Origin of the sequence: Streptomyces spiroverticillatus, assembly GCA_014650415.1 — a bacterium.
In the GTDB taxonomy this organism is placed as follows: Bacteria; Actinomycetota; Actinomycetes; order Streptomycetales; family Streptomycetaceae; genus Streptomyces; species Streptomyces spiroverticillatus.
In genome coordinates this window covers 240,594-265,052 of the sequence record BMUX01000002.1, presented here as the reverse complement: position 1 = coordinate 265,052, position 24,459 = coordinate 240,594, and the positions used below count along the sequence as shown (strand labels likewise).

General features: G+C 69.2%; 18 protein-coding genes and 1 tRNA gene. 7 read left to right on the top strand and 12 right to left on the bottom strand.

Going from position 1 to position 24,459, the window contains the following annotated elements:
* Positions 1-31: 31 nt before the first annotated feature.
* Both IE269_RS05535 and IE269_RS05530 read left to right on the top strand, forming a co-directional pair.
* Positions 32-1,492, top strand: coding sequence for a pyridoxal phosphate-dependent decarboxylase family protein (locus IE269_RS05535; protein ID WP_189821604.1), 1,461 nt, complete (start codon positions 32-34; stop codon positions 1,490-1,492).
* Positions 1,489-2,913 carry a lysine N(6)-hydroxylase/L-ornithine N(5)-oxygenase family protein gene (locus IE269_RS05530; protein ID WP_189821603.1) on the top strand — a complete coding sequence of 475 codons (1,425 nt, stop codon included), beginning with the start codon at positions 1,489-1,491 and terminating at the stop codon, positions 2,911-2,913. The genes IE269_RS05535 and IE269_RS05530 overlap by 4 nt, the downstream gene beginning before the upstream one ends.
* 78 nt (positions 2,914-2,991) lie before the next feature.
* Here the strand turns inward: IE269_RS05530 and IE269_RS05525 are convergent, their stop codons facing one another.
* The gene (locus IE269_RS05525) at positions 2,992-4,812 is read right to left on the bottom strand and encodes a 5'-nucleotidase C-terminal domain-containing protein (protein WP_189821602.1); all 1,821 of its coding nucleotides are present in this window, start codon (positions 4,810-4,812) and stop codon (positions 2,992-2,994) included.
* 222 nt (positions 4,813-5,034) lie between these two features.
* Between IE269_RS05525 and IE269_RS05520 the strand changes: the two genes are divergently transcribed.
* Both IE269_RS05520 and pyk read left to right on the top strand, forming a co-directional pair.
* The gene (locus IE269_RS05520) at positions 5,035-5,739 is read left to right on the top strand and encodes an SIMPL domain-containing protein (RefSeq protein WP_189821601.1); all 705 of its coding nucleotides are present in this window, start codon (positions 5,035-5,037) and stop codon (positions 5,737-5,739) included.
* A gap of 149 nt (positions 5,740-5,888) precedes the next feature.
* Positions 5,889-7,322, top strand: a complete 1,434-nt coding sequence (pyk, locus tag IE269_RS05515; RefSeq protein ID WP_189821600.1) for a pyruvate kinase — start codon at positions 5,889-5,891, stop codon at positions 7,320-7,322.
* A gap of 10 nt (positions 7,323-7,332) precedes the next feature.
* Here pyk and IE269_RS05510 read toward each other — a convergent pair whose 3' ends face one another.
* Positions 7,333-8,082 carry a hypothetical protein gene (locus IE269_RS05510; RefSeq protein ID WP_189821599.1) on the bottom strand — a complete coding sequence of 250 codons (750 nt, stop codon included), beginning with the start codon at positions 8,080-8,082 and terminating at the stop codon, positions 7,333-7,335.
* Positions 8,083-8,191: 109 nt separating this feature from the next.
* Positions 8,192-8,266: transfer RNA gene (locus IE269_RS05505), tRNA-Leu, on the bottom strand.
* Between the two features lie 98 nt (positions 8,267-8,364).
* On the opposite strand from IE269_RS05505, the gene IE269_RS05500 reads away from it, so the two are divergent.
* Complete coding sequence (locus IE269_RS05500; protein WP_189821598.1) at positions 8,365-9,018, top strand: ANTAR domain-containing response regulator; 654 nt, start codon at positions 8,365-8,367, stop codon at positions 9,016-9,018.
* Between the two features lie 99 nt (positions 9,019-9,117).
* On the opposite strand, the gene IE269_RS05495 is transcribed toward IE269_RS05500, so the two are convergent.
* From IE269_RS05495 to IE269_RS05470, 6 genes are all read right to left on the bottom strand, one after another.
* The gene (locus IE269_RS05495; RefSeq protein WP_189821597.1) at positions 9,118-9,834 is read right to left on the bottom strand and encodes an ABC transporter ATP-binding protein; all 717 of its coding nucleotides are present in this window, start codon (positions 9,832-9,834) and stop codon (positions 9,118-9,120) included.
* On the bottom strand, positions 9,831-10,718 hold the full coding sequence (locus IE269_RS05490) for an ABC transporter ATP-binding protein (protein ID WP_189821596.1): 888 nt from the start codon (positions 10,716-10,718) through the stop codon (positions 9,831-9,833). The genes IE269_RS05495 and IE269_RS05490 overlap by 4 nt, the downstream gene beginning before the upstream one ends.
* Positions 10,719-10,723: 5 nt before the next feature.
* Positions 10,724-12,529, bottom strand: a complete 1,806-nt coding sequence (locus IE269_RS05485; RefSeq protein WP_189822057.1) for a branched-chain amino acid ABC transporter permease — start codon at positions 12,527-12,529, stop codon at positions 10,724-10,726.
* A gap of 5 nt (positions 12,530-12,534) precedes the next feature.
* Positions 12,535-13,464 carry a branched-chain amino acid ABC transporter permease gene (locus tag IE269_RS05480; RefSeq protein ID WP_189821595.1) on the bottom strand — a complete coding sequence of 310 codons (930 nt, stop codon included), beginning with the start codon at positions 13,462-13,464 and terminating at the stop codon, positions 12,535-12,537.
* Positions 13,465-13,563: 99 nt separating this feature from the next.
* Positions 13,564-14,784, bottom strand: coding sequence for a branched-chain amino acid ABC transporter substrate-binding protein (locus IE269_RS05475; RefSeq protein ID WP_189822056.1), 1,221 nt, complete (start codon positions 14,782-14,784; stop codon positions 13,564-13,566).
* Positions 14,785-15,272: 488 nt separating this feature from the next.
* Positions 15,273-15,674 carry a hypothetical protein gene (locus tag IE269_RS05470; RefSeq protein ID WP_189821594.1) on the bottom strand — a complete coding sequence of 134 codons (402 nt, stop codon included), beginning with the start codon at positions 15,672-15,674 and terminating at the stop codon, positions 15,273-15,275.
* Between the two features lie 240 nt (positions 15,675-15,914).
* On the opposite strand from IE269_RS05470, the gene IE269_RS05465 reads away from it, so the two are divergent.
* The gene (locus IE269_RS05465; protein ID WP_189821593.1) at positions 15,915-17,846 is read left to right on the top strand and encodes a Xaa-Pro dipeptidyl-peptidase; all 1,932 of its coding nucleotides are present in this window, start codon (positions 15,915-15,917) and stop codon (positions 17,844-17,846) included.
* Here the strand turns inward: IE269_RS05465 and IE269_RS05460 are convergent.
* A complete protein-coding gene (locus IE269_RS05460) occupies positions 17,836-18,309 on the bottom strand; it encodes a PaaI family thioesterase (RefSeq protein ID WP_189821592.1) in 474 nt (157 codons plus the stop codon). The genes IE269_RS05465 and IE269_RS05460 overlap by 11 nt on opposite strands.
* 77 nt (positions 18,310-18,386) lie before the next feature.
* Entirely contained in the window at positions 18,387-20,666 is a 2,280-nt protein-coding gene (locus IE269_RS05455; protein ID WP_189821591.1) for an FdhF/YdeP family oxidoreductase, read from the bottom strand.
* A gap of 217 nt (positions 20,667-20,883) precedes the next feature.
* On the opposite strand from IE269_RS05455, the gene polA reads away from it, so the two are divergent.
* Entirely contained in the window at positions 20,884-23,547 is a 2,664-nt protein-coding gene (gene polA, locus IE269_RS05450) for a DNA polymerase I (RefSeq protein ID WP_189822055.1), read from the top strand.
* Positions 23,548-23,583: 36 nt separating this feature from the next.
* On the opposite strand, the gene IE269_RS05445 is transcribed toward polA, so the two are convergent.
* Positions 23,584-24,447 (bottom strand): DUF4184 family protein, encoded by an 864-nt coding sequence (locus tag IE269_RS05445; protein WP_189821590.1) that lies wholly within the window; start codon positions 24,445-24,447, stop codon positions 23,584-23,586.
* Between the last annotated feature and the right edge of the window lie 12 nt (positions 24,448-24,459).

Sequence of the window (24,459 nt, the reverse complement as noted above, 5' to 3'; positions counted from 1 at the left end):
CCCCGCACCACACCACCCCCGAAGGACCCGCATGAGCGCGCCGCCGTCGGCACAGAACCCGGTACCCGGTCAGGGCCAGGCCCCGCCCCACACCCCCCTCGCCGGCGGGCCCACCGGGCCCACCGCCCTGCGGCCACTGCTCGGTACGGTCCTCACCGCCCTCGCCACCGGCGCCTCCGCCCGCCCGGGGCCCCTCCCGGCCGGCGGTCCCGCGCGCAGCACCGCCCAGGTGGAAGAGGCGGTCCGGCCGCTCTTCCCCGACACCGGAACCGGGCCGCACGAAGCGCTCCGCACCCTCGTGCACGCCCTCGCGGCAGGCGCCGCCGACCCCGCCCACCCCCACTGCGCCGCCCACCTGCACTGCCCGCCGCTGGCCGTGGCCGTCGCCGCCGACCTCGCCGCCTCCGCGCTCAACCCGTCCATGGACTCCTGGGACCAGGCCCCCGCCGCCTCCGCCCTGGAGGAGGCCCTCACCCGCACCCTCGCGGCCGAGGTCTTCCCGGCCGGCCCGCACCCCGACACCCTCGTCACCACCGGCGGCACCGAGTCCAACCAGCTCGCCCTCCTCCTCGCCCGCGAGAAGCACGGCCTGCACGGACCGGTGCAGTTGGTCGTCGGAGCCAACGCCCACCACTCGCTCACCCGCGCCGCCTGGCTCCTCGGGCTCCCCGAGCCCGTCGTCGTGCCCGCCCCCTCCGGCATCCTGGACCTGGCCGCCCTCGACGAGGCGTTGACCCACCTGCACCACCCCCTCCTCGTGGCCGCGACCGCAGGAACGACCGACACCGGGCAGATCGACCCCCTCCCCGAGATCGCCGACCTCTGCGCCCAGCACGGCGCCGACCTCCACGTCGACGCCGCCTACGGCGGGCCCGTGCTGTACAGCCCCGGCCACCGCCACCTCCTGCACGGCCTCGACCGCGCCGACACCGTCACCCTCGACCTGCACAAACTCGGCTGGCAGCCGGTCGCCGCCGGAATCCTCGCCGTACCCGACAGCTCCGCCCTCAGCCCCCTCGCGCACCAGGCCGACTACCTCAACGCCGACGACGACACCGACGCCGGTATCCCGGACCTCCTCGGCCGTTCCCTGCGCACCACCCGCCGCCCCGACGCCCTGAAGATCGCCGTCACCCTCAAGTCCCTCGGCCGCGACGGCTTCGCCGACCTGATCGAACGCACCCTCGCCGCCGCCCGCCTCCTCGCCGACCGCGTCGAGAAGCATCCGGGGCTGGAGCTCTACGACCGCCCCACCCTCAGCACCGTCCTCTTCCGCCCCGCCGGCGCCACCGACGACGACGTCGCCCAGCTGCGCCGCCGCCTCCTCACCGAGGGCCGCGCCGTCCTCGGCCGCACCCGCACCGCAGGCCGCCTCTGGCTCAAGGCCACCCTCCTCAACCCGCACGTCACCCCCGAAGACCTGGACGCCCTGCTCGACCTCGCGCTCACGCACCCGACCCCCGCCCACCCCGAAAGGCTCAGCCACCGATGACCGCCGACCAGCCTCCACAGGCCCCCCAGCCCCCTCAGCCCGACCAGCCCCACGACCTCGTCGGCATCGGCATCGGCCCCTTCAACCTCTCCCTCGCCGCCCTCGCCGACGGCATCCACGGCGGCCTGAAGACCGCCTTCTACGAACAGCGCCCCGCCTTCCACTGGCACCCCGGCCTCCTCATCGAGGGCGCCACCCTCCAAGTCCCCTTCCTCGCCGACCTCGTCACCCTCGCCGACCCCTCCAGCCCCTGGACCTTCCTCAACCACCTCCGCGACCGCGAGCGCCTGTTCCCCTTCTACTTCGCCGAACGCTTCCACATCCAGCGCACCGAGTACGACGCCTACTGCCGCTGGGTCAGCGAACGCCTCACCGGCCTCCACTTCGGCCACCAGGTCGACGCCGTCCGCTGGAACCCCGAACGCACCGCCTTCGAAGTCGACTTCACCCAGCTCGACGCGGACGGCGAGGCCGAAGCCCTCGGCCGCACGTACACCCGCAACCTCGTCCTCGGCGTCGGCACCGCCCCCTTCGTCCCCGAACCCCTCAAACCCCTCGCCGAAGCCCCCGGCGTCCCGGTCCTCCACTCCGCCGACTACCTCCCCAACCGCGACCGCCTGATCGCCGCCGAACACGTCACCGTCATCGGCAGCGGCCAGTCCGGCGCCGAAGTCTTCCTCGACCTGCTGCGCGCCCGCCCCGTCGGCCGCGAGAAACTCACCTGGCTCGCCCGCACCGAGGCCATCGCGCCGATGGAGTATTCGAAGCTGGGCCTCGAGCACTTCACACCGGACTACACCCGCTACTTCCACGCCCTCCCCGAAGGCGTACGGGACGAACTCCTGCCCCGGCAGTGGCAGTTGCACAAGGGCATCGACGCCGACACCATCGCCGCCATCCACGACGAGCTCTACCGCCGCACCCAGGGCGGCGGCTGGCCCGACGTCACCATCACCCCCGGCGTCCACGTCCGCACCGCCGGCCGCGTCGCCACCACCAAGGTCGAACTCCACCTGGAGCACGGCCAGCAGGGCGCCCGCTCCCGGCTCACCACCGACGCCGTCGTCCTCGCCACCGGCTACCAGGAACGCCCCGTCGACCGCATCCTGGCCGCCCTCGACCCGTACATGAAGCGCGACAAGTCCCAGCGCGCCCGCATCGACGAGCACCAGCGCCTCGTCCTGGACCCCGTCGTCCAGGGCAACGTCTACGTCCAGAACGCCGAACGCCACACCCACGGTGTGGGCGCCCCCGACCTCGGACTCGCCGCCTGGCGCAGCGCCGTCATCCTCAACCACCTCACCGGTACCGATGTCTACCCCCTCCCCGCCCGCACCGCCTTCACCACCTTCGGCCTCAACACCCCGGCCCGCCCGATGCTCCCGCACCAGCGCGAGAGCCTCGTCAAGCTGAAGGTCTAGGTCCAGTAGACACGCAACCCAAGAAAGAAGGCCGCGCCCTGTCCACAGGCGCGGCCTCTCCTCATACAAACGCACAAGCTAGAACACCGGCGTGCCGTCCCGCGTCAGCTTCCAGTCCACCGCCGCGAAGGTCTTCGGGTCGACCGTCCCCTTCGCCTTCACCCAGGTGATGATCGTGTTCCGGATCTCCTCCGAGTTCGCCCACAGCTGCTTCGCCGACGCGATGTGCGGGAACGCGCCGCCGCCGCTCGCCCGGTAGTTGTTCACCGCGAACACGAACTGCGCCTTGTCGTCCAGCGGCTTCCCGTCGTACGACAGCTTCACGATCCGCGAACCCTTCGGCTTCGCGATGTCGATCTCGTACGTCAGACCGGAGACGACGTCGTAGTTGTAGTCCGGGGTGTTCTCGGCGTTCGTCAGCTTCGCCGTGTCGACCGGGCCGCCCGCCGGGGTCTGCACGTAGTACCTCGCCGAGTACTCCAGGTACTCCTTGATCTGCGCGCCGGTCAGCAGCCGCGCCTCCAGGGTGTTCTCGAACGGGTACAGGCCCGCCGCGTCCTTGATCGTGATCTGGCCGGCCGGGACCGACGCCGTCCGCGAGAAACAGGACGCCTGCGAGAGCACCGGCAGCGCTGCGTACGCGCCACCCGCGAGGGCCGCCTTCACCGTCTCCACCTGCACCAGGTTGATCAGGTCGATGAGCGGCTCGTCCTTCCAGGCCGCCTCGGCGGTCGTCATCGCCGCCGTGGAGGTGCCGATGACCTGGTTGACGTACGCGACGACCTTCTTGTGCTCGTCACCGAGCATCCCGGTGATCCGGGGGTCCTCGGCGACCGTGTTCGAGTTCAGGACGCTCGCCTGGACCTTCTCCACCGTCCAACTGCCCTTGCCCCACACCAGCTCGAAGTCGAACCGGGTCAGCCGCTGGCCCCACTTCAGGGGCTCGGACAGGACGACCTTCTTGCCGGTCTTCTTGTTCTCGACGAAGTACTCGGGGATCTCCGTGTGCGCGTGACCGACCAGGATCGCGTCGATGCCGGGGACCTGCTCGGCGACCAGGCCGGCCGCGTTCTCGACGTACGGGAGCTGGTCACCGTACGAAGAAGTGCCCGACGAACCCGAGTGCGCCGAGACGATCACCACGTCCGCGCCCATCGAGCGGAGCTTCGGCACCCACTTCGCCGCCTGCTCCTCCAGGCCCGGGAAGACCATCTTCCCCTGCACGTTCTGCTTGTCCCAGATCGCGATGCCGGGGTTGGTGAGGCCGAGCACGGCCACCTTCACGTCACGCCCGTGCGGGGTGCGCAGACGGTGCATGCTGTACGGGCGGAACGCGGGCCGCAGCGTCTTCGCGTCCAGCGCATTCGCACCCAGGAGCGGGAAATCGCACTGCTCCTCGAACTTCCGCAGCACCGGAATTCCGTAATTGAATTCGTGGTTGCCGAGCGCGGCCGCGTCATAGCCGATCTTGTTCATGGCCTGCGCCATCGGGTGCACCGGACCGCGCTTCGCGGTGATCGGGTCGACCTTGGCGTAGTAGTACGAGAGCTGGGTGCCCTGAATGGTGTCGCCCGCGTCGATCAGGAGCGTATTGCGGCGGCCCTTCTCCTTGCGGACCGCATTCACCAGGGTCGAGATCTTCGCCAGGCCCACGTCGTTGTGCGCCTTGTCGTCGAACTCCTTGTCGGTGAAGTAGTCCCAGTTGAAGACATTTCCGTGCAGGTCGGTCGTGCCCATCACGGTGAAGGAGTAACGCTTCGGCGGGCGGCCCGGGCCGTGACCGCCGTGGCCATGACCGTGGTCGGCGGCCTCCGCGGATCCCGCGACCCCGCCCGCCAGGGCCACACCGGCGCCCGTCGCAGCGGCCTGCCCCAGAAACTTCCGCCGATTCAGCGGCATTTGAACTCCTTCGTCCACACAGGGATTTCCGCGTTGCCCATGCACAACGCGCGTAGATTCTGACCCACGCCCGGCTGCCGCGACACCCCTGACAGGTTTCGATCCGGTGACTGCCCGATGTCAGACCCGGATGCCACAGTGGACGTACGCCACCGAGCCGTGCGCGTACGCCGACCGAGTGCGCCACCGAACGGTGTGTGCACGCCGACCGAGGGAGCCCGTATGACCACCGACATCCCCACCACCGCCGCCCCCTACGGCACCCCCGACGCACCCCGCGTCGCCGTCCGCGGCGAGGCCCGCCTCGAAGTCGACCCCGACCTCGCCCGCATCGGCATCACCGTCAGCGCCCGCGGCACCGACCGCCGCACCGCCCTCGACGACCTCACCCGGCGCAACGCCTCCGTCCTGGACCTGATCAAGACGTACGGCGACGCCGTCGAGAAGCTCGAAACGGGCTCCTTCTCCATCAACCCCGAACTCACCCGCAAGGGCCGCGGCGAACACGTCCGCGCCTACCACGGCCGCGTCCACGTCTCCGCCGAACTCGCCGACTTCACCGCCCTCGGCGAACTCACCACCCGCCTCTCCGACCTCGAACTGACCCGCGTCGACGGCCCCTGGTGGAAGCTCCGCCCCACCTCACCCGTGTACGCGCAGGCCCGCACCCAGGCCGTCCACGAGGCCGTCGCCCGCGCCCGCGCCTACGCCGAGGCCCTCGGCACCCACCTCGTCGCCCTCCTCGAACTCGCCGACGACGGCAGCGAGAGCGCCCCGATGGACATGCACATCGGCTACGGCGGCGCCATGATGCGCTCCGCCGCCCCCATGGCGGAGGAAGCTCCTCCGCTCGACCTCGAACCCCAGCGCCAGACCGTCTACGCCCACGTCAACGCACGCTTCACGATGGCACCCCCGCAACTCTGAACCGCAACACCCCGCACATTCCCGGGAATTGCTCATCAGAGCACCCCCGCGCACAATTCAACACTTGTCAATAACCTTTCATGCAAAGGTTGTTGAGTAGTCATACGGAGCCAATTACCTACCCGCCGGTAAGCCCTAGGCTCGGAGGTATGCGCCGAGCAAAGATCGTCTGTACCCTGGGCCCCGCCACCGACACATACGACCAGATCAAGGCCTTGGTCGAAGCCGGAATGGACATCGCCCGCTTCAACCTCAGCCACGGCACCTACGCCGAACACGAGGAGCGTTACCAGCACGTACGGAAAGCGTCCGACGAAACGGGCCGCAGCGTCGGCATCCTCGCCGACCTTCAAGGCCCGAAGATCCGCCTCGGACGCTTCCGCGAAGGCCCCGTACTCCTTGAACGCGGCGACGAGTTCACCATCACCGTCGAGCCGATGGAGGGCGACCGCCACACCTGCGGCACCACCTACGAGGGCCTCAACACCGACGTCACCACCGGCGAACGCATCCTCGTCGACGACGGCAAGGTCACCCTGGAAGTCACCTCGGTCGACGGACCCCGCGTCCACACCAAGGTCATCGAGGGCGGCATGGTCTCCGACCACAAGGGCCTCAACCTCCCCGGCGTCGCCGTCTCCGTCCCCGCCCTCTCCGAAAAGGACATCGAAGACCTCCGCTGGGCCCTGCGCACCGGCGCGGACATCATCGCCCTCTCCTTCGTCCGCAGCGGCCGCGACATCGAGGACGTCCACCGCGTCATGCGCGAGGAGAACCGCCGCCTCCCGGTGATCGCCAAGGTCGAGAAGCCCCAGGCCGTCGAGAACATCGACGACATCGTCGCCGCCTTCGACGGCATCATGGTCGCCCGCGGCGACCTCGGCGTCGAGATGCCCCTGGAGCAGGTCCCGATCGTCCAGAAGCGCGCCATCAAGCTCGCCAAGCGCAACGCCAAGCCGGTCATCGTGGCGACCCAGATGCTCGACTCCATGATCGAGAACTCCCGCCCCACCCGCGCTGAAGCCTCCGACGTCGCCAACGCCGTCATCGACGGCACCGACGCCGTCATGCTCTCCGGCGAAACGAGCGTCGGCAAATACCCCATCGAGACCGTCCGCACGATGTCCCGCATCGTCGAGGCGGCCGAGGAAGACATCCTCGCCAAGGGCCTGCCGCCCCTCACGGAGCGCAACAAGCCCCGCACCCAGGGCGGCGCGGTCGCCCGCGCAGCCGCCGAAATGGGCGACTTCCTGGGCGCCAAGTTCCTCGTCGCCTTCACCCAGTCCGGCGACACGGTCAAGCGCCTCTCCCGCTACCGCTCCCCGATCCCCCTCCTGGCCTTCACCCCGGAGTCCTCCACCCGCTCCCAGCTCAACCTCACCTGGGGCGTGGAGACCTTCCTCGGCCCGAAGGTCGACTCCACCGACGAGATGGTCGCCCAGGTCGACGAACAGCTCCTGCGCATCGGCCGCTGCCAGAAGGGCGACGTCGTCGTCATCACCGCCGGCTCCCCGCCCGGCGTCCCCGGCTCCACCAACCTCGTCCGCATCCACCACATCGGCGAGGACGACTCTCCCAGGTAGGCGTGACCCGCTAGTACTTGGGCCCGACGTGGGCGTCCATCAACGCGACGGACGCCCGTCGGGCCACGGAGATGTTGAATGCATTGGGCTGTTTCCACGCCACGCCAAGGGCGTCGAGAGTGTTCGTCAGCATCCGCCTGATGTCCTCGGACTTGTTGGTGAAGAAGTACCTCGGATACTCGTATCGCTTGCGCACGTCGCCGATGAGCCGCGTGGTCCAGTTGGTGACGCGGCATCCGTCCGAGTGGATGAGCCCCCGGATGAACTCCCAGGGGAACTCGTCCACGATGCACTGCTGCCACGGTTCAAGGTGAATGCGCCGATCGTGCTTCTTGCCCGGCCCGTGCTGCGGAAACAGGTGGGTCCAACTACGGCTGTAGCTCGTCACGTTGACGCACCCCTGCCGCTGGGCAAGGTAGACCTTGCTCTCTGGGTGCGCGTCCGTGATCGCTGCCCGGCATTCCTCGATGAGGCCGGGCCAGGCGTCGGCGCACGCGATGCGCAGGTAGTGGCCCGTGTTCCGGGGGTGCTCGCTGATGCAGCCGTCGCCCAGGTAGAGCCCGAGAAGGTACGAGTACGCGGCCGGGTCCGCCGGTGTGTCGCGGATCGGCGCGCCGATGATGCGGGGGAGGGGTTCGATGCGGGTCTGCCAGCAGCGGATGGCGTACCGGGATATGCCGGTTTCCTTGCTCACGGAGTTCAGACTGCGGCCCCCGGCGACGAGGGAAAGGGCTCGCTTGCGCGTTGCAATGTCGTACACGGGGACGATCTTGCAAGTGATCCCGCCTTGGCGCATGAAAAAGGCGACACGCTCACACGTTCGTGTGGTGTGTCGCCAAAATCACGTGACCTTGGAATCGAAGGAAAAGTGCCCCGAGTCGGATTCGAACCGACACTGTATGGGTTTTGAATCCATTGCCTGCTGCCAGTTGGGCTACCGGGGCCTAACGAATCGAAGGTTTACCCCGACCCGCTGCATGACCACCATACCGCAGCTAGGTACGCTCTTGGCAGCAGTATCTGCCCCGTATCGAGGAGCCCCGTGACCACCCCCGAGTCGCCCCAGCCCGTCGCCGACGACGACAAGTCGCACGTTCCGCCGCTGACGACCCGTGTCGTCATCGCGGAGGACGAAGCCCTCATTCGGCTCGATCTCAAGGAGATGCTGGAGGAGGAGGGGTACTCGGTCGTCGGTGAGGCCGGAGACGGTGCCACCGCTGTCGAGCTGGCCCGGGAGCACAAGCCGGACCTGGTCATTCTTGACGTGAAGATGCCTGTACTGGACGGCATCTCCGCCGCCGAGAAGATCGCGGCGGAGTCGATCGCGCCGGTGCTGATGCTCACCGCGTTCTCGCAGCGCGACCTGGTCGAGCGGGCGCGGGACGCCGGGGCCATGGCGTACCTCGTGAAGCCGTTCAGCAAGAGTGATGTCGTTCCGGCCATTGAGATGGCTGTCTCGCGGTTCGCGGAGCTGAAGACGCTGGAGAACGAGGTCGCGGACCTCACGCTGCGGCTGGAGACGCGCAAGCTCGTGGACCGGGCGAAGTCGATCCTTCAGACGCAGTACGGGCTGACGGAGCCGGCCGCTTTCCGGTGGATCCAGAAGACGTCGATGGACCGCCGGCTGTCCATGCAGCAGGTCGCCGAGGCGGTCATCGAGGACGCCGAGGAGAAGAAGGCGGCCAAGGAGCAGTAGGCCCCGGTCCTCGGAGTACGTGAAGAGGCCCGCCCCGCACTGTCACAGTGCGGGGCGGGCCTCTTCGTACACGTACGGATTCGTACACGTACGGAAGGATCAGTCCTCGCCGAGGTACGCCTTGCGGACGCTCTCGTCGTGGAGGAGGTGCTGGCCCGTTCCGGAGAGGACGATCTTGCCGATCTCCATGACGTGGCCCTGGTCGGCGAGGGAGAGCGCCGCCTGGGCGTTCTGCTCGACGAGGAGGATCGTCGTGCCGCCGGCGCGGAGCTCGACGATGGTCTCCATGATCTTCTGCATCATGATCGGGGAGAGGCCCATGGAGGGTTCGTCGAGCATGAGCAGCTTGGGCTGGGACATCAGGGCGCGGCCCATGGCGAGCATCTGCTGTTCGCCGCCGGAGAGGGTGCCTGCGGCCTGCTTGCGGCGTTCGCCCAGGATGGGGAAGAGGTCGTAGGCGCGCTGGATGTCCTTGGCGATGCCTTCCTTGTCGGAGCGGAGGAAGGCTCCGAGCTGGAGGTTCTCGGTGATGGTGAGCCGGGGGAAGATGTGGCGTCCCTCGGGGGAGTGGGCGAGGCCCAGCGCGACGATCTTGTGCGCGGGGATGCCGTCGAGCGGCTTGCCGTTGAAGCGGATGCTGCCGCCGGAGGGCTTGAGGAGCCCGGAGAGGGTGCGCAGGGTGGTGGTCTTGCCGGCGCCGTTGGTGCCGATGAGGGTGACGACCTGGCCCTCTTCGACGGTGAAGGAGATGCCCTTGACGGCTTCGATCTTGCCGTAGGCGACGCGGAGGTCCTCGACCTCCAGAAGGGCGGTCACTGGGTGTCTCCTTCTGTGCGGTCCGTGCGGGTGGTGCTCTGTGCGTCGGCGTGGGCCTCGGCCGCCGCGACTTCGGCGGCCTCGTCGGCGCCGGGGGCGCCTTCGAAGGGGGTGCCGAGGTACGCGGCGACGACGCGTTCGTCGCTCTGGACGACGTCGGGGGTGCCTTCGACGAGCTTTTCGCCCTGGACGAGGCAGGCGACGCGGTCGCAGAGGTTGAAGATGAACCGCATGTCGTGCTCGATGACGAGTACGGCGATGCCCTGGTCGCGGATGGCGAAGATGAGCTCTTCGGCGGCGCGGGTCTCCTGCGGGTTCATGCCTGCGGTGGGCTCGTCGAGGAGGAGGAGTCCGGGGTCGCTGGCCAGTGCCCGGGCGATTTCCAGCTTGCGCTGTTCGCCGTAGGGCAGGTTGCGGGAGAGGTGGTCGGCCTTGTGGGCGAGGCCGATGAACTCCAGGAGTTCCATGGCGCGTGCGTGGGAGGCTGCTTCGGCTTTCTTGAAGCCGGGGCCGCGCAGGAGGGCGGAGAAGAGGCCTTCCTTGGTGCGGGTGTGGCGGCCGACGAGGACGTTCTCCAGAACGGTCATGTTGGCGAAGAGCCGGATGTTCTGGAAGGTACGGGCGATGCCTGCCTGGGTGACGAGGTGGGGCTTGGGCGGCAGGACGGTGCCCTTGTAGCTGACCTTGCCCTCGGTGGGGACGTACAGCCCGGTGAGGCAGTTGAAGAAGGTGGTCTTGCCGGCGCCGTTGGGGCCGATGAGGCCGACGATCTCGCCCGAGTTGACCTGGAGGTCGACGCTGCGGACGGCGGTGAGGCCGCCGAAGCGCATGGTGACGCCGCTGGCGTCGAGGACGGTCGTGGTGGTGGCTGTGGGAGTTGCCATGGTGTTCACGCCCCCGCCTTCGTGGTGCCGGTGGCCGTGGCGGGCAGGATTTCGTCGGGGGTGTCCGTCTGGCCGGTTTCGTGGAATTCGAGTTGTTTGCGCCGGTCGGCGACGAGGCCTTCGGGCCGGAAGCGCATCAGCAGGATGAGGGCGAGCCCGAAGAGGACGAGCTGGTAGTCCTGCATGAAGGCGAGCTTGGCCGGGATGAGGTAGAGGAGTGCCGCGCCGATGAGGGGGCCGGCGATGGTGCCCATGCCGCCGAGGATGACGGCGGCGAGGAGGAACGCGGAGTTGGGCGGGACGCTGCCGGCGAACTGGTACTGCTCGGGTGTGACGCTGTAGCCGAGGTGTGCCTGTACGGAGCCGGCGAAGCCGGCGAGGCAGGCGCCGAGTGCGAAGGCCATGAGTTTGAGGCGGAAGCCGTTGATGCCCATGGCGGTGGCGGCGGTCTCGTCCTCGCGGATGGCGACCCAGGCGCGTCCGATGCGGGACTGGGCGGAGCGGCGGAAGACGAGTACGACGACGATGGTGAACAGCAGCATCAGCAGGAAGTAGTTCGAGGACCTGGTGAGGCTGAAGCCGAGGATGTCGTGCGGTTGGCCGAGGTCGAAGCCGAAGACCGTGATGTCGGGGACGTTGGTGATGCCGTTGGAGCCGTTGGTGACGTCGGGTCCGGTGTTGCCGTTGAGGTTCTGGACGGTGATGCGGAAGATCTCACCGAATCCGAGGGTGACGATGGCGAGGTAGTCGCCGCGCAGTCGCAGGGTCGGTGCGCCGATGATCACGCCGAAGATCAGGGAGGCGGCCGCGCCGACCAGGGCCGCCGCCCAGAACGGGAATTCGACGTCGAGGGCGGAGCTGGCGGTGCCGGAGACGAGGGCCGCGGAGTAGGCGCCGACGCCGAGGAAGGCGACGTATCCGAGGTCGAGGAGTCCGGCGAGGCCGACGACCACGTTGAGGCCGAGGGCGACGGTGGCGAAGATGAGGACCTGGGCGCCGATGAGGGCGTACTGGTCGTTGGTCTGGGTGAAGGGGAAGCAGATCGCGGCGACGAGGGCCGCGAGCATGGCCACCCTGCGGTGGGTCGCGGCGAGCTGGGCGAGCCGGCGCAGCAGGCCCGCCTTGGCGAATCCGCTGAAGGCGAAGCCGATGGCGATGAGGAAACCGATGAAGAGTTCGGGGTCTTCGATGTCGACGCCGTAGGCGAAGACGGCGAGGCCGAGGGCGACGGTGCCGGCCAGGGTGAGGATCTCGGCCCAGGCGGGGAGCTGCTGGGGTGCGCGGGGCGCGGGGGCCTTGAGGCTGTGGCGGAGGCGGCCCCAGAAGCTGGTGGCGGGGGTGTCCTCGCCGGCTACGTCGTGGGGGAGGGCGAAGGCTCCGACGGCGGCGAGGAGCGAGCCGATGCCGGAGATCCAGGCGCCGGGGTCGAGGTTGACGAGTCCGCCGAGCACGACGGAGATCGCGCCCATGGTGAAGCCGGTGGCGCCGAGTGTGGCGAGTGCCAGGAGGCGTACGGGGCTGTTGGTGCCGCCGGGGGTGAGCCAGCGCAGTCCCTTGATCCCGTACCCGGAGAGGGTGAACAGGAGGGTGAGGACGGAGACGGCCAGGGTGACGTTCTGGAGGCCGCCGGGGTAGCCGGTGACGGTGAGGTCGCCGGGGAACTCCGAGCTCCAGGTCCAGGCGAGGAAGGTGCCGACGAGGGCGATCGCGGAGCCGGCCAGAGTGAGGGGGCGGGCTGCGGCGGGGGGCAGCGGGACGAGCGGCTGCTCGGTGGCGCTGTCGGTGCCGGTGGTCTTCGTGGTGTTGGTCATGGTGCTCACGCCCGATCCGCGACGCGCTCGCCGAGCAGGCCCTGGGGCCTGACGAGGAGGACGATGATGAGGAGGGCGAAGGCCCAGACGTCCTTCCAGCTGCCTCCGCCGAAGAGTTCCATGCCGGGCACGTCGGCCATGTATCCGGTGGCGAGGGCTTCGGCGACGCCGAGGACGAGGCCGCCGAGCATGGCTCCGTAGATGTTGCCGATGCCGCCGAGGACGGCTGCGGTGAAGGCCTTCAGGCCGAGGATGAAGCCCATGCGGAAGCCGACCTGGCCGTTGTGGAGGCCGTATCCGACGGCGGCGACGGCGGCGAAGGCGGCGCCGATCGCGAAGGCGGTCACGATGATGCGGTCGGTGTTGATGCCCATGAGCTTGGCGGTGTCGGGGTCCTGCGCGGTGGCCTGCATGCCGCGGCCGGTGCGGGTCTTGTTGACGAAGAAACCGAGGATGATCATGGAGACCGGGGCTGCGATCAGCAGGAAGATGCCGCCGGGCTGGATGTTGGCGCCGAACAGGCTGATCGCTTCGCCCTTGAACTGCGGGAAGGGGTGGTCCTTCTTCGCGTCCGGGTAGAACTGCCAGACGAGTTGCTGGAGGACGATGGAGAGCCCGATCGCGGTGATCAGGGGGGCCAGTCGTGGTGCGCTGCGCAGTGGTCGGTAGGCGAAGCGTTCCGCCGCGGTGGCCACGGCGACGGAGACGACGATTCCGCCGAGGATCATGAGCGGGATTGCGGCACCGAGGGAGAACCCGGCGGGCAGTATCAGGTAGACGGTCAGGGCGCCGAAGCCGCCGACCATGAATATCTCGCCGTGGGCGAAGTTGATGAGCTGGACAATGCCGTAGACCATCGTGTAGCCGATCGCGATGAGACCGTACATCGCGCCGAGGATGAGTCCATTGGCCAGCTGTTGCGGCAGTTCGTGCACCGCAGGGCCTCCGTCAGTGGTTCGGAATATGGCACCGCGCGGGAGCGCTGGTGGCGCGCCCGCGCGGTCTGGGGGTGTCGCGTGGTGCGAGCAGTCGGATTACGACTGGGGCTTGTACGCCTCGCTGAACTTCGGCTTCCAGGCGCCGCCTTCGACCTGGTAGGCGGTCATCATGGTGTTGGTGGTGTCGCCGAACTCGTCGTAGGAGACGGGGCCCGTCACTCCGTCGAACTTGACCTTGGACATGGCGCCGAGGACCTTGGTGCGCAGGTCGCTGGGGACCTTGCCGCCGTTGTCCGCGACGGCGATCTTCACGGCCTCCACGATGGACCAGGCGGCGTCGTAGGTGCCGCCGCCGTAGGCCTCGTAGGCCTCCTTGTAGCCGGCGCTCTTGTAGTCGGCGATGAACTTCTTGGCCGAGTCGAGGGATTCGACGGGCTTGCCGACGGAGGTGGCGAGGTCGCCCTCGGCCTTCTTGTTGAGCTTGAGGAAGTCGGCGCTGTAGATGCCGTCGCCGCCCATGAGCGGGATCTTGTTGCCGCTGTCCTTGAGCTGCTGGCTGAGCGGGCCTGCGGCGGGGTACTCGCCGCCGTAGTAGACGGCCTTGGCGCCGGAGGACTTGACCTTGGTGACGACGGCGTTGAAGTCGCGGTCGTCGGGGTTCACGTGGTCGGTGCCGACGACCTTGCCGCCGAGCTTGGTGAACTGGTCCTTGAAGGAGGCGGCGAGGCCGGCGCCGTAGGTCTTCTGGTCGTCGATCAGGTAGACCTGGTCGATCTTCGCGGTTTCCTTGAGGTACTTGGCCGCGAAGGCGCCCTGGACCTGGTCGGTGGTGGCGGTGCGGAAGAAGGTGGCGAACTGGCGCTTCTTGTCGCCCGTCTTCCAGCCGTCGCCCTGGGTCAGCTCGGTTCCGGTGTTGGCCGGGGAGATCTGGGTGAGCTTGGCATCGTTGAGGGGCTTCTGCATCGACTGGGAGACGCTGGAGTTCAGCGGGCCGACGACGCCGATGACGTCCTTGTCGCTGATGAACTTGGCGGCGTTCTGCTGGCCGACGTTGGGCTGGCCCTGGTCGTCGAGGGGCTGGGTGACGAACTCGACGCCGGGGACCGTGTTGTTCTTGTTGGCGGTCTTGGCCGCGAGGTCGGCGGAGTTGCGGATGCCGAGGCCCAGCGCGGAGAGGTCGCCGCTGGTGGGGGAGTCGACACCGATGACGACCTTGGTCTTGCCGCCCTTGTCGCCGTCGCCGCCCTTGTCGTCCCGGGAGCCGCAGGCGGTGAGGGTCAGTGCTCCGGTGGTGAGCACGGTGGTGAGTATGAGCAAAGAACGGTGTCGCACGAAGGGGTCCTTTCCCTGGCGCGGCTTCCTCGACATGAGGGGCCGTGTCGATCGCCGGGCTGTACATGGGTGTTGCTGTGCGCGGTGCTGCGGTGACGCGCCCGGCGGCGCGGTGACTGGCCGTGACTCTAAGCGCAGGGAGAAGCGCCGGGGAGCGACGTGCGCAGGATGTGACGCTCTTGTTATGCCGTGGCCAGAAGCTCGGGTTACAGGCCGGGCTTTTCGGTCTTTTCCGGTGGGGTGCGGAATCTCGAATACCGAGAACTCCCAGCATGATTAAGGGGCTTGGGGCATTCATGGTGCTGACAGTCCGCTATGCGGACAACTTGTGCAGAGAGGGCTGCGCGGTGCCCCGTGAAGCGTGCTGGATGCACTTATTCCGCTTCTCGTCATTGTTACGTTGTGTAACATTCTCGCGGCATCCGGACGGTGAACCCCGGTAACCGGTCACTGTCCGGCGCGGGGTTGTGTGCTCAGTGCCAGGGGTTGCCGGTGGGCGTCGCGGTGCGGTACCGCTCGGCGCAGTCGTGCTGCGTGCGTTCGGTGATGAGCTTCTCGGCGGCGGCGTCGCCTGCCCGCTTGCGCTCCTCGGTGGCGGCGGCCATGACGGCGACGACGATGTTGTTGGTGCCGTTGGAGAGGCCCTCCTTCATGAAGTCGCCGGTGCCGCGACCGGCGAGCCGTTCGCGCACCCAGTGGGAGGTGATCTCCGCGCAGATCTGCGCGGACGACTTCGCGGAGGCCGGCGGGAAGGAGGGCGGGGGGAAGGCGGACGTCTGGGTGGTCGCGGGCGGTTGGGCCCGGTCCGTGCCGCTGTCGCAGCCCGCCAGTACGGCGGTGGCGGCAAGGGTGATGGCGATAGCGGCCGTGCGCATCTTTTCCATCTCCCCAAAGTAGAACTTGCCTTCCCGCAGCGGCAGTTGGGATGCACGGGATTGCGTGGGCAAAGCGCGCCGCAGGGCTTTCGCGGGCCCGGGGGCTCCGCCGTCACGGCTGTCCGCGGCCTTCCGGCGATCCGTGCCGCCATCTGGTGCGGGAGTGGCGAGGGCGGTGGAATGTGCTGTGCGCTACGCGCGTGATCCGGTACATCCCCCGCGCCCCTGGAGGCAGGCACGATGGCGAGACCGAGCACACCCCGTACGGCGTCCCGTACCCGAGCGGTACGCAAGTGGGGCATGGCGGCCCTCGCCGCCTCCCTGCTCACCGCGCTGCCCACCCCGGCCGCCGCCGCGCCGGAACCGGCGCCCGATCCCGCGCTGAAGATCGTCAACAACGAGACGCAGCCGGTGTTCTCCCGCGCCGACGCCGTCTACCAGCAGGTCGACGTCGAGACCGAGACCGACAGTGACCTCGACGGCAAGCGGGACACGATCCGGATGCGGATCCTGCGCCCCAAGGAGACCGACGCCGGGCTGAAGGTGGCCACCATCATCGAGGCCAGCCCGTACTGGGGCGGCGGCCCCGAAGTGCCCTTCCACAACGTCGACCTGGACGGCGACGGACTGCCGCTGGGCAAGCGCCTGGGCGAGTCCCGCGTGCCCTCCCTCGCGGCGGCGGGCCCGGTGACGTACGGCGGCTACTACGACAACTACTACCTGCCGCGCGGCTACGCGGTCGCCCAGGTCGACAACGTGGGCTCCGGTGAGGCCACCGGCTGTTCGACCTCCGGCGGCCGCAACGAGACCCTCGGTGCGAAGGCCGCCGTCGACTGGCTGGCCGGCCGCGCCAAGGGCTGGGACCCGGACGGCAAGCCGGTCGAGGCCTCCTGGTCGACGGGCAATTCGGCGATGATGGGCATCTCGTACAACGGCACCCTGCCCACCGCCGTCGCCTCGACCGGCGTGAAGGGCCTCAAGGCGATCGTGCCGATCTCGGGGATTTCGTCCTGGTACGACTACTACCGGGCGAACGGCGGGGTCGTCGCGCCGGGCGGCTACCAGGGCGAGGACACCGACATCCTCGCCAAGGGCGTCAACAGCCGGAAGAATCCGGAGGTTTGTGCTCCGGTCCATGACCGGCTGACCGCCGAGCAGGACCGCGAGAGCGGGGACTACACCCCGTTCTGGAAGGAGCGGGACTACCTGAAGGACGTCGGGAAGATCAAGGCCGGGGTCTTCGTCGTGCACGGCTTCAACGACTGGAACGTCAAGACCAAGAACTCCGTGCAGCTGTGGGACGCCCTGAAGAAGCACAACGTCCCGCGCAAGATGTGGCTGCACCAGGCCGGGCACAGCGACCCCATGCCGCTGCGCATGGAGGAGTGGCTGCGGCAGACCCACCAGTGGTTCGACTACTGGCTGTACGGGCTGAAGAACGGTGCCCTCGACGAGCCCAAGGTCGACGTCGAGCAGGCCGACTTCACCTGGAAGCGGCAGTCGGAGTGGCCGGCGCGCGGCACCCGGGAGCAGACGCTGCGGCTGAACGCGGACGGACGGCTCGGGGCGTGGCCCGGCTTCCCGGTCAAGGAGACCCTGACGGACGCGGGCCGTACGGTGAAGGCCGAGCAGCTGGTGGCCGCGCCGGACGCGGACAACCCGAACCGCCTCGCGTACACAACGGGCGCCCTGACGAAGGACCTGCGGGTCAACGGCGTGCCGAAGCTGTCGGTGGTGGCCTCGCTCAAGGGCACCTCGCCATACGTGACGGCGTTTTTGGTGGACTACGGGAAGGACACCCGGGCCACGTCGGGCGTCTTCCAGGACACCACGCAGCCGCAGACCTGCTACGGGACGGGCATACCGGGCGACACCGGGTGCAGGTACCGCACCAGGCACCGCACGGAGAGCGCCGACTTCAAGATCGTCTCCCGGGGGTGGCTGGATATTCGCAACCGGAATTCGCCGTCCCGCCAGGACAAGGTCGTCGAGGGCCGGGAGTACGCCCTGAAGTGGGGGATGCAGCCGCAGGAGTACGTCTTCAAGAAGGGGCACCGTCTCGGTGTCGTCCTCGTGTCGACGGACTTCGACTACACCCTGCGCTACCCGGCCGGGACGCAGATGTCGGTCCGGGCCGGGCTCAGCAGTGTGACGCTGCCGGTCAGCCCTTGACCGCGGCGGGGTCGATCTCCCGGAGCATGCAGGTCAGACGGGCCGTGCAGACCCGCTTGTCCTGCTCGTCGGTGATGACGATCTCGTAGGTCGCCGTGGAGCGTCCGCGGTGGACGGGGGTGGCCGTGCCGGTCACCAGTCCGCTGCGGGCGCTGCGGTGGTGGGTGCAGTTGAGGTCCACGCCGACGGCGAGCTTCTTGCTGCCGCCGTGCAGCATCGCGCCGACCGAGCCCAGCGTCTCGGCGAGGACGGCGGACGCGCCGCCGTGCAGCAGGCCGTACGGCTGGGTGTTGCCCTCGACGGGCATGGTGCCGACGACGCGGTCCGCGGAGGCCTCGACGATCTCGACGCCCATGCGCGTGCCGAGGTGGCCGGCGGAGAACATCGACACCAGGTCGACGCCGAGTGCCGCGTACTCGTCGACGACTTCCTGCGGGAACTTCGCGGTGGACTGCTCGCCCATGGGCCAGGCTCCGTTCGATGTGCGTGACCGTGAGGTCCGGTGGCCGGACTGTCTGGTCCGGGTGACTAAGCGAACGCTCAGACGGTCGGTGATTGTTCCAGACGGACCACCACGGACTTGCTGGCGGGGGTGTTGCTGGTGTCGGCGGTGGCGTCCAGCGGCACCAGGACGTTCGTCTCCGGGTAGTAGGCGGCCGCGCAGCCGCGCGCGGTCGGGTAGTGCACGACGCGGAAGCCCGGTGCGCGCCGCTCGACGCCGTCCTTCCACTCGCTGATCAGATCGGTGTACGAGCCGTCAGCGAGCCCCAGCGCCTGCGCGTCCTCGGGGTTGACCAGGACGACGCGGCGGCCGTCCTTGATGCCCCGGTAGCGGTCGTCGAGGCCGTAGATCGTGGTGTTGTACTGGTCGTGGGAGCGCAGGGTCTGCAACAGCAGCCGCCCCTCGGGCAGTTCGGGGTACTCGATGGGGGCCGCCGTGAAGTTGGCCTTGCCGGTGGCCGTCGGGAAGCGGCGCTCGTCGCGGGGGCCGTGCGGGAGGACGAAACCGCCGGGCCTGGCGACGCGGGAGTTGAAGTCCTCGAAGCCGGGGACGACCCGGGAGATCCGGTCGCGGATGAGCCCGTAGTCCTGCTCGAACTCCTCCCAGGGCGTGGCGGACTCCTTGCCGAGGGCGGCACGCGCCATACGGGCGACGATGGCGGGCTCGGAGAGCAGATGCCTGCTCGCGGGCGGCAGGTTCCCGCGCGAGGCGTGCACCATGCTCATCGAGTCCTCGACGGTGACGAACTGCTTGCCGCTCTTCTGCACGTCCTTGTCGGTGCGGCCGAGCGTGGGCAGGATCAGCGCGCGGGTGCCCGTGACGACGTGCGAGCGGTTCAGCTTGGTCGACACGTGCACGGTGAGCCGGGCCCGGCGCATCGCGGCCTCGGTGACGTGCGTGTCGGGGGTGGCGGCCACGAAGTTGCCGCCCATCGCGAAGAACACCTTGGCGTCGCCGTCGCGCAGCGCCTGGATGGCGCGGACCACGTCGTACCCGTGGTGGCGGGGCGAGGTGATGCCGAATTCCTTGTCGAGGGCGTCGAGGAAGGCAGGGGCGGGCCGCTCGAAGATGCCCATGGTGCGGTCGCCCTGGACGTTGGAGTGGCCGCGCACCGGGCACACACCGGCTCCGGTGCGTCCGATGTTGCCGCGCAGCAGGAGGAAGTTGACGACTTCGCGGATGGTGGGCACGGAGTGCTTGTGCTGGGTGAGGCCCATCGCCCAGCAGACGATGACGCTCTTGGAGGCGAGGACCAGCTTCAGGGCGCGCTCGATGTCGGCGCGCTCCAGGCCGGTCGCGGTGAGCGTCTCGTCCCAGTCGGCGGCCTTCGCGGCGGCGGCGAACTCCTCGTACCCGTGGGTGTGTTCCCGTACGAACAGCTCGTCGACCGCGCCCGGCGTGTCCAGGATCAGCTTGTTGAGCAGGCGGAAGAGGGCCTGGTCGCCGCCGAGGCGGATCTGGAGGAAGAGGTCGGTGAGGGAGGTGCCCTTGAGCATGCCCTGCGGGGTCTGCGGGTTCTTGAAGTGCTCAAGACCGGCCTCGGGCAGCGGATTCACCGAGATGATCTGCGCGCCCGCGTGCTTGGCCTTCTCCAGGGCGGTCAGCATGCGCGGGTGGTTCGTGCCCGGGTTCTGCCCGGCGACGATGATCAGCTCGGCCTTGTGCAGGTCGTCGAGGGAGACGCTGCCCTTGCCGATGCCGATGGTCTCCGTGAGCGCGGAGCCGGAGGACTCGTGGCACATGTTGGAGCAGTCGGGCAGGTTGTTCGTACCGAACTCGCGGGCGAAGAGCTGGAGCAGGAACGCCGCCTCGTTGCTCGTGCGGCCCGAGGTGTAGAAGACGGCCTCGTCGGGGGAGCCGAGCGCCTTCAGCTCGCTGCCGATCAGCTCGAAGGCGCGCTCCCAAGTGACGGGCACGTACCTGTCCGCACCCTCGTCCAGGAACATCGGCTCGGTGATCCGGCCCTGCTGCCCCAGCCAGTACCCGCTGCGCTCCGTGAGGTCGGAGACCGGGTGCTGGGCGAAGAAGGCCGGGGTGACCCGGCGGACGGTGGCCTCCTCGGCGACCGCCTTCGCGCCGTTCTCGCAGAACTCCGCCGTGTGCCGCTTGTCCTCCTCCGGCCAGGCGCAGCCCGGACAGTCGAAGCCGTCCTTCTGGTTGACCTTCAGGAGGGTGCGGGCGGTGCGGACCGTACCCATCTGCTGATGGGCGGCGCGCAGGGTGTGCGCGATGGCGGGCAGCCCGGCGGCGGCGTGCTGGGGGGCCGCGACCTGCGGTGCGTCCTGGACCGGGTCCCCTGCGGGCGGCTTCGCTGCCATGGCGCTCCCCTTCGAGCGGTGGATCCTTCAACCTGATGAGTACCTCTTCGATCCTGTCACGGACCACTGACAGTGAGTACGTCAGGGGCGGGGCGTGACCGGCGGGCGGACCGGATTGTCAGTGGCGCCGCCTAGGATCGGGGGCGTGGCAAAAACAGCAGCGAAGACCGCAGACAAGACCCCTGAGACCGCCGGGGCGCGCCCCCGCCTGCTCCTCATGGACGGGCACTCCCTGGCCTACCGTGCGTTCTTCGCGCTGCCCGCGGAGAACTTCACGACCGCGACCGGCCAGCCGACGAACGCCATTTACGGCTTCGCGTCGATGCTGGCGAACACGTTGCGTGACGAGGCGCCCACGCACCTCGCCGTGGCGTTCGACGTGTCCCGCAAGACCTGGCGCTCCGAGGAGTTCCCGGAGTACAAGGCGAACCGCTCCAAGACCCCCGACGAGTTCAAGGGCCAGGTCGAGCTGATCGGCGAGCTCCTGGACGCGATGCACGTGGACCGCTTCGCGATCGACGGCTTCGAGGCCGACGACGTGATCGCCACGCTCGCCACCCAGGCCGAGGCCGCCGGCTTCGACGTACTGATCGTCACCGGCGACCGCGACTCCTTCCAGCTCATCACCGAGCACGTCACCGTGCTGTACCCCACCAAGGGCGTCTCCGAGCTGACCCGCTTCACCCCGGAGAAGGTCGAGGAGAAGTACGGGCTGACCCCGCAGCAGTACCCGGACTTCGCGGCGCTGCGCGGCGACCCGTCGGACAACCTCCCGGGCATCCCGGGCGTCGGCGAGAAGACCGCCGCGAAGTGGATCAACCAGTTCGGTTCGTTCGCCGACCTGGTCGAGCGCGCCGAGGAGGTCAAGGGCAAGGCCGGGCAGAACTTCCGCGACCACCTGGACGCCGTCAAGCTCAACCGCAAGCTCACCGAGATGGTGCGCGACGTCGAGCTGCCCAAGACCCCGGCCGACCTGGAGCGCGCCCCGTACGACCGGGACGCCGTCGCCGGTGTCCTGGACGTCCTGGAGATCCGCAACCCGTCCCTGCGCGAGCGCCTGTACGCGGTGGACCCGGGGGCCGCCGAGGAGGAGGCCGCCGCCCCGGAAGCAGGTCTGGAGCTGGACGGCTCGGTGCTCGGCACCGGCGAGGTCGCCCCCTGGCTGGCGGAGCACGGCGCGCAGCCGCTGGGCGTCGCCACGGTGGACACCTGGTCCCTGGGCACGGGCAGCGTCACCGAGATCGCGCTCGCCGCAGCCGACGGGGCGGCCGCCTGGTTCGACCCGTCGCAGCTCGACGAGGCCGACGGCAAGGCCGTCGCCGCCTGGTTCGCCGACGCGAAGCGCCCGAAGGTCCTGCACAACGCCAAGGGTGCGATGCGGGTCCTGCCCGAGCACGGCTGGTCGCTGAACGGCGTCACCATGGACACCGCGCTCGCCGCCTACCTGGTCAAGCCGGGCCGCCGTTCCTTCGCGCTGGACGCCCTGTCGGTGGAGTACCTGGGCCGCGAGCTGGCCCCGGCCGCCGCTGCCGAGGGGCAGCTCGCGTTCGGCTCCGAGGAGGACGAGCGGGCCGAGGCGGACGCCCTGATGGGGCAGGCCCGTACGATCCTCGACCTGGGCGACGCCTTCACCCAGAAGCTGAAGGAGGTCGGCGCTGCCGAGCTGCTGCACGACGTGGAGCTGCCCACCTCGATCCTGCTGGCCCGTCTGGAGCGGCACGGCATCGCCGCCGACCGCGCGCATCTGACCGCCATGGAGCAGCAGTTCGCGGGCGCGGTGCAGCAGGCCGTCACCGAGGCGCACGACGCGGCGGGCCGCGAGTTCAACCTCGGCTCGCCCAAGCAGCTCCAGGAGATCCTCTTCGGCGAGCTGGCACTGCCCAAGACGAAGAAGACCAAGACCGGCTACACCACGGACGCGGACGCCCTGGCGTGGCTGGCGACGCAGACCGAGCACGAGCTGCCGGTGATCATGCTGCGCCACCGCGAGCAGGCGAAGCTGCGGGTGACCGTCGAAGGTCTGATCAAGACGATCGCCGCCGACGACCGCATCCACACCACCTTCAACCAGACGGTGGCCGCGACCGGACGCCTGTCCTCCACCGAGCCCAACCTCCAGAACATTCCGGTCCGCACCGACGAGGGCCGCGCGATCCGCCGCGGCTTCGTCGTCGGCGAGGGCTACGAGTGCCTGATGACGGCCGACTACAGCCAGATCGAACTGCGCGTGATGGCCCACCTGTCACAGGACGAGGGCCTCATCGAGGCGTTCAAGTCCGGCGAGGACCTGCACACCACGGTCGCCTCCCAGGTGTTCGGCGTGGAGCGCTCCGAGGTCGACGCCGAGATGCGCCGCAAGATCAAGGCCATGTCGTACGGCCTGGCTTACGGTCTGTCCGCCTTCGGCCTCTCGCAGCAGCTGAACATCGACGCGGGCGAGGCGCGCGGCCTGATGAACACCTTCTTCGAGCGGTTCGGCGGGGTGCAGGACTACCTCCAGCGCGCCGTCGAGGAGGCCAGGGCCACCGGGTACACGGAGACGATGCTGGGCCGCCGCCGTTACCTGCCGGACCTCAACAGCGACAACCGGCAGCGCCGCGAGATGGCCGAGCGGATGGCGCTCAACGCGCCGATCCAGGGCACCGCCGCCGACATCGTCAAAGTCGCGATGCTGAATGTCGACGCGGCGCTGGAGAAGGCCGGGTGCACGTCCCGGATGCTGCTCCAGGTGCACGACGAAATCGTGCTGGAGATCGCCAAGGGTGAGAAGAAGAAGGTCGAGGAGATCGTCCGCCGGGAGATGGCGGGCGCCGTCGAACTGCGGGCGCCGCTCGACGTGTCGGTCGGCTTCGGCGAGAACTGGGAGTCCGCCGCGCACTGACGCGGTGCCGGATCCGGGGCCCGGCCCCGTGCGCGATCAGTGCGATCGGGTACGGGTCCGGGCCCCGGCCGTGTCCGCAGCCGCCTCCCGGTCCCTGGAAGCCGGTGCCGCGGGATGCCACCGGCCCGCCCACACCACGTACAGCACAAGCCCCACCAGCAGACCCGCGCCCGCGCCGAAGCAGATCGTGGGGATGTAGTCGAACGGCCGCAGCGGGACGGTCTGGTGGGCCTGCCAGCGCACGATCCGCGCCACCGCGCCGAGCACCGCGCCGCCGCCCAGCAAGGTCAGCGCGAGGATCCTCTGGCGCCGGTCCCACAGGGGTACGCCGTCGGGCGATGCCCCCGCCTGCCGCCGCAGCGCCGTCACCCCGAACCAGCACAGGACGACGGCCGCCAGCGCCGAAGACCCGTACTGCGCATAGGTGTAGAGGGGGAAGCCCGCGTACATCTTCCCCAGCACCGGGAACAGCTCCATGCCGAGCCGCCCGGGATGCGTGAAGAGGTCCCACGCCACATGCGTCAGCGACCCGACCACCGCCGACAGCACGAACTTCGCCACCAGCGACGGCGACACGGCCCCCCAGCGCGCCCCGCGCACGAACCCGTGCACCGGCCCCTGCCACCGCCGCGGCAGCAGCGCCACCAGCGGCTCGCGCGAACGCACCCACAACAGCACCAGCAACGCCGTGCACAGCACGTCCGCCGTGACGACGCCCCAGGCCGAGTGCGTGAAGTGGCCGAAGGACATGCCGCCCGGCAGGACCGAAGCCAGGAAGTACGTCAGGTCCGGGGCGAAGGAGCCCGCGACGAGCGCCGACGGCAGGAAGGGGCCGCGCCCGGTGCCGTCGCGGCGCACGCCCGGCAGCACCGCGGCGGCATGGCTGAGTGTGAACGGCATGGGGTCCCCCCT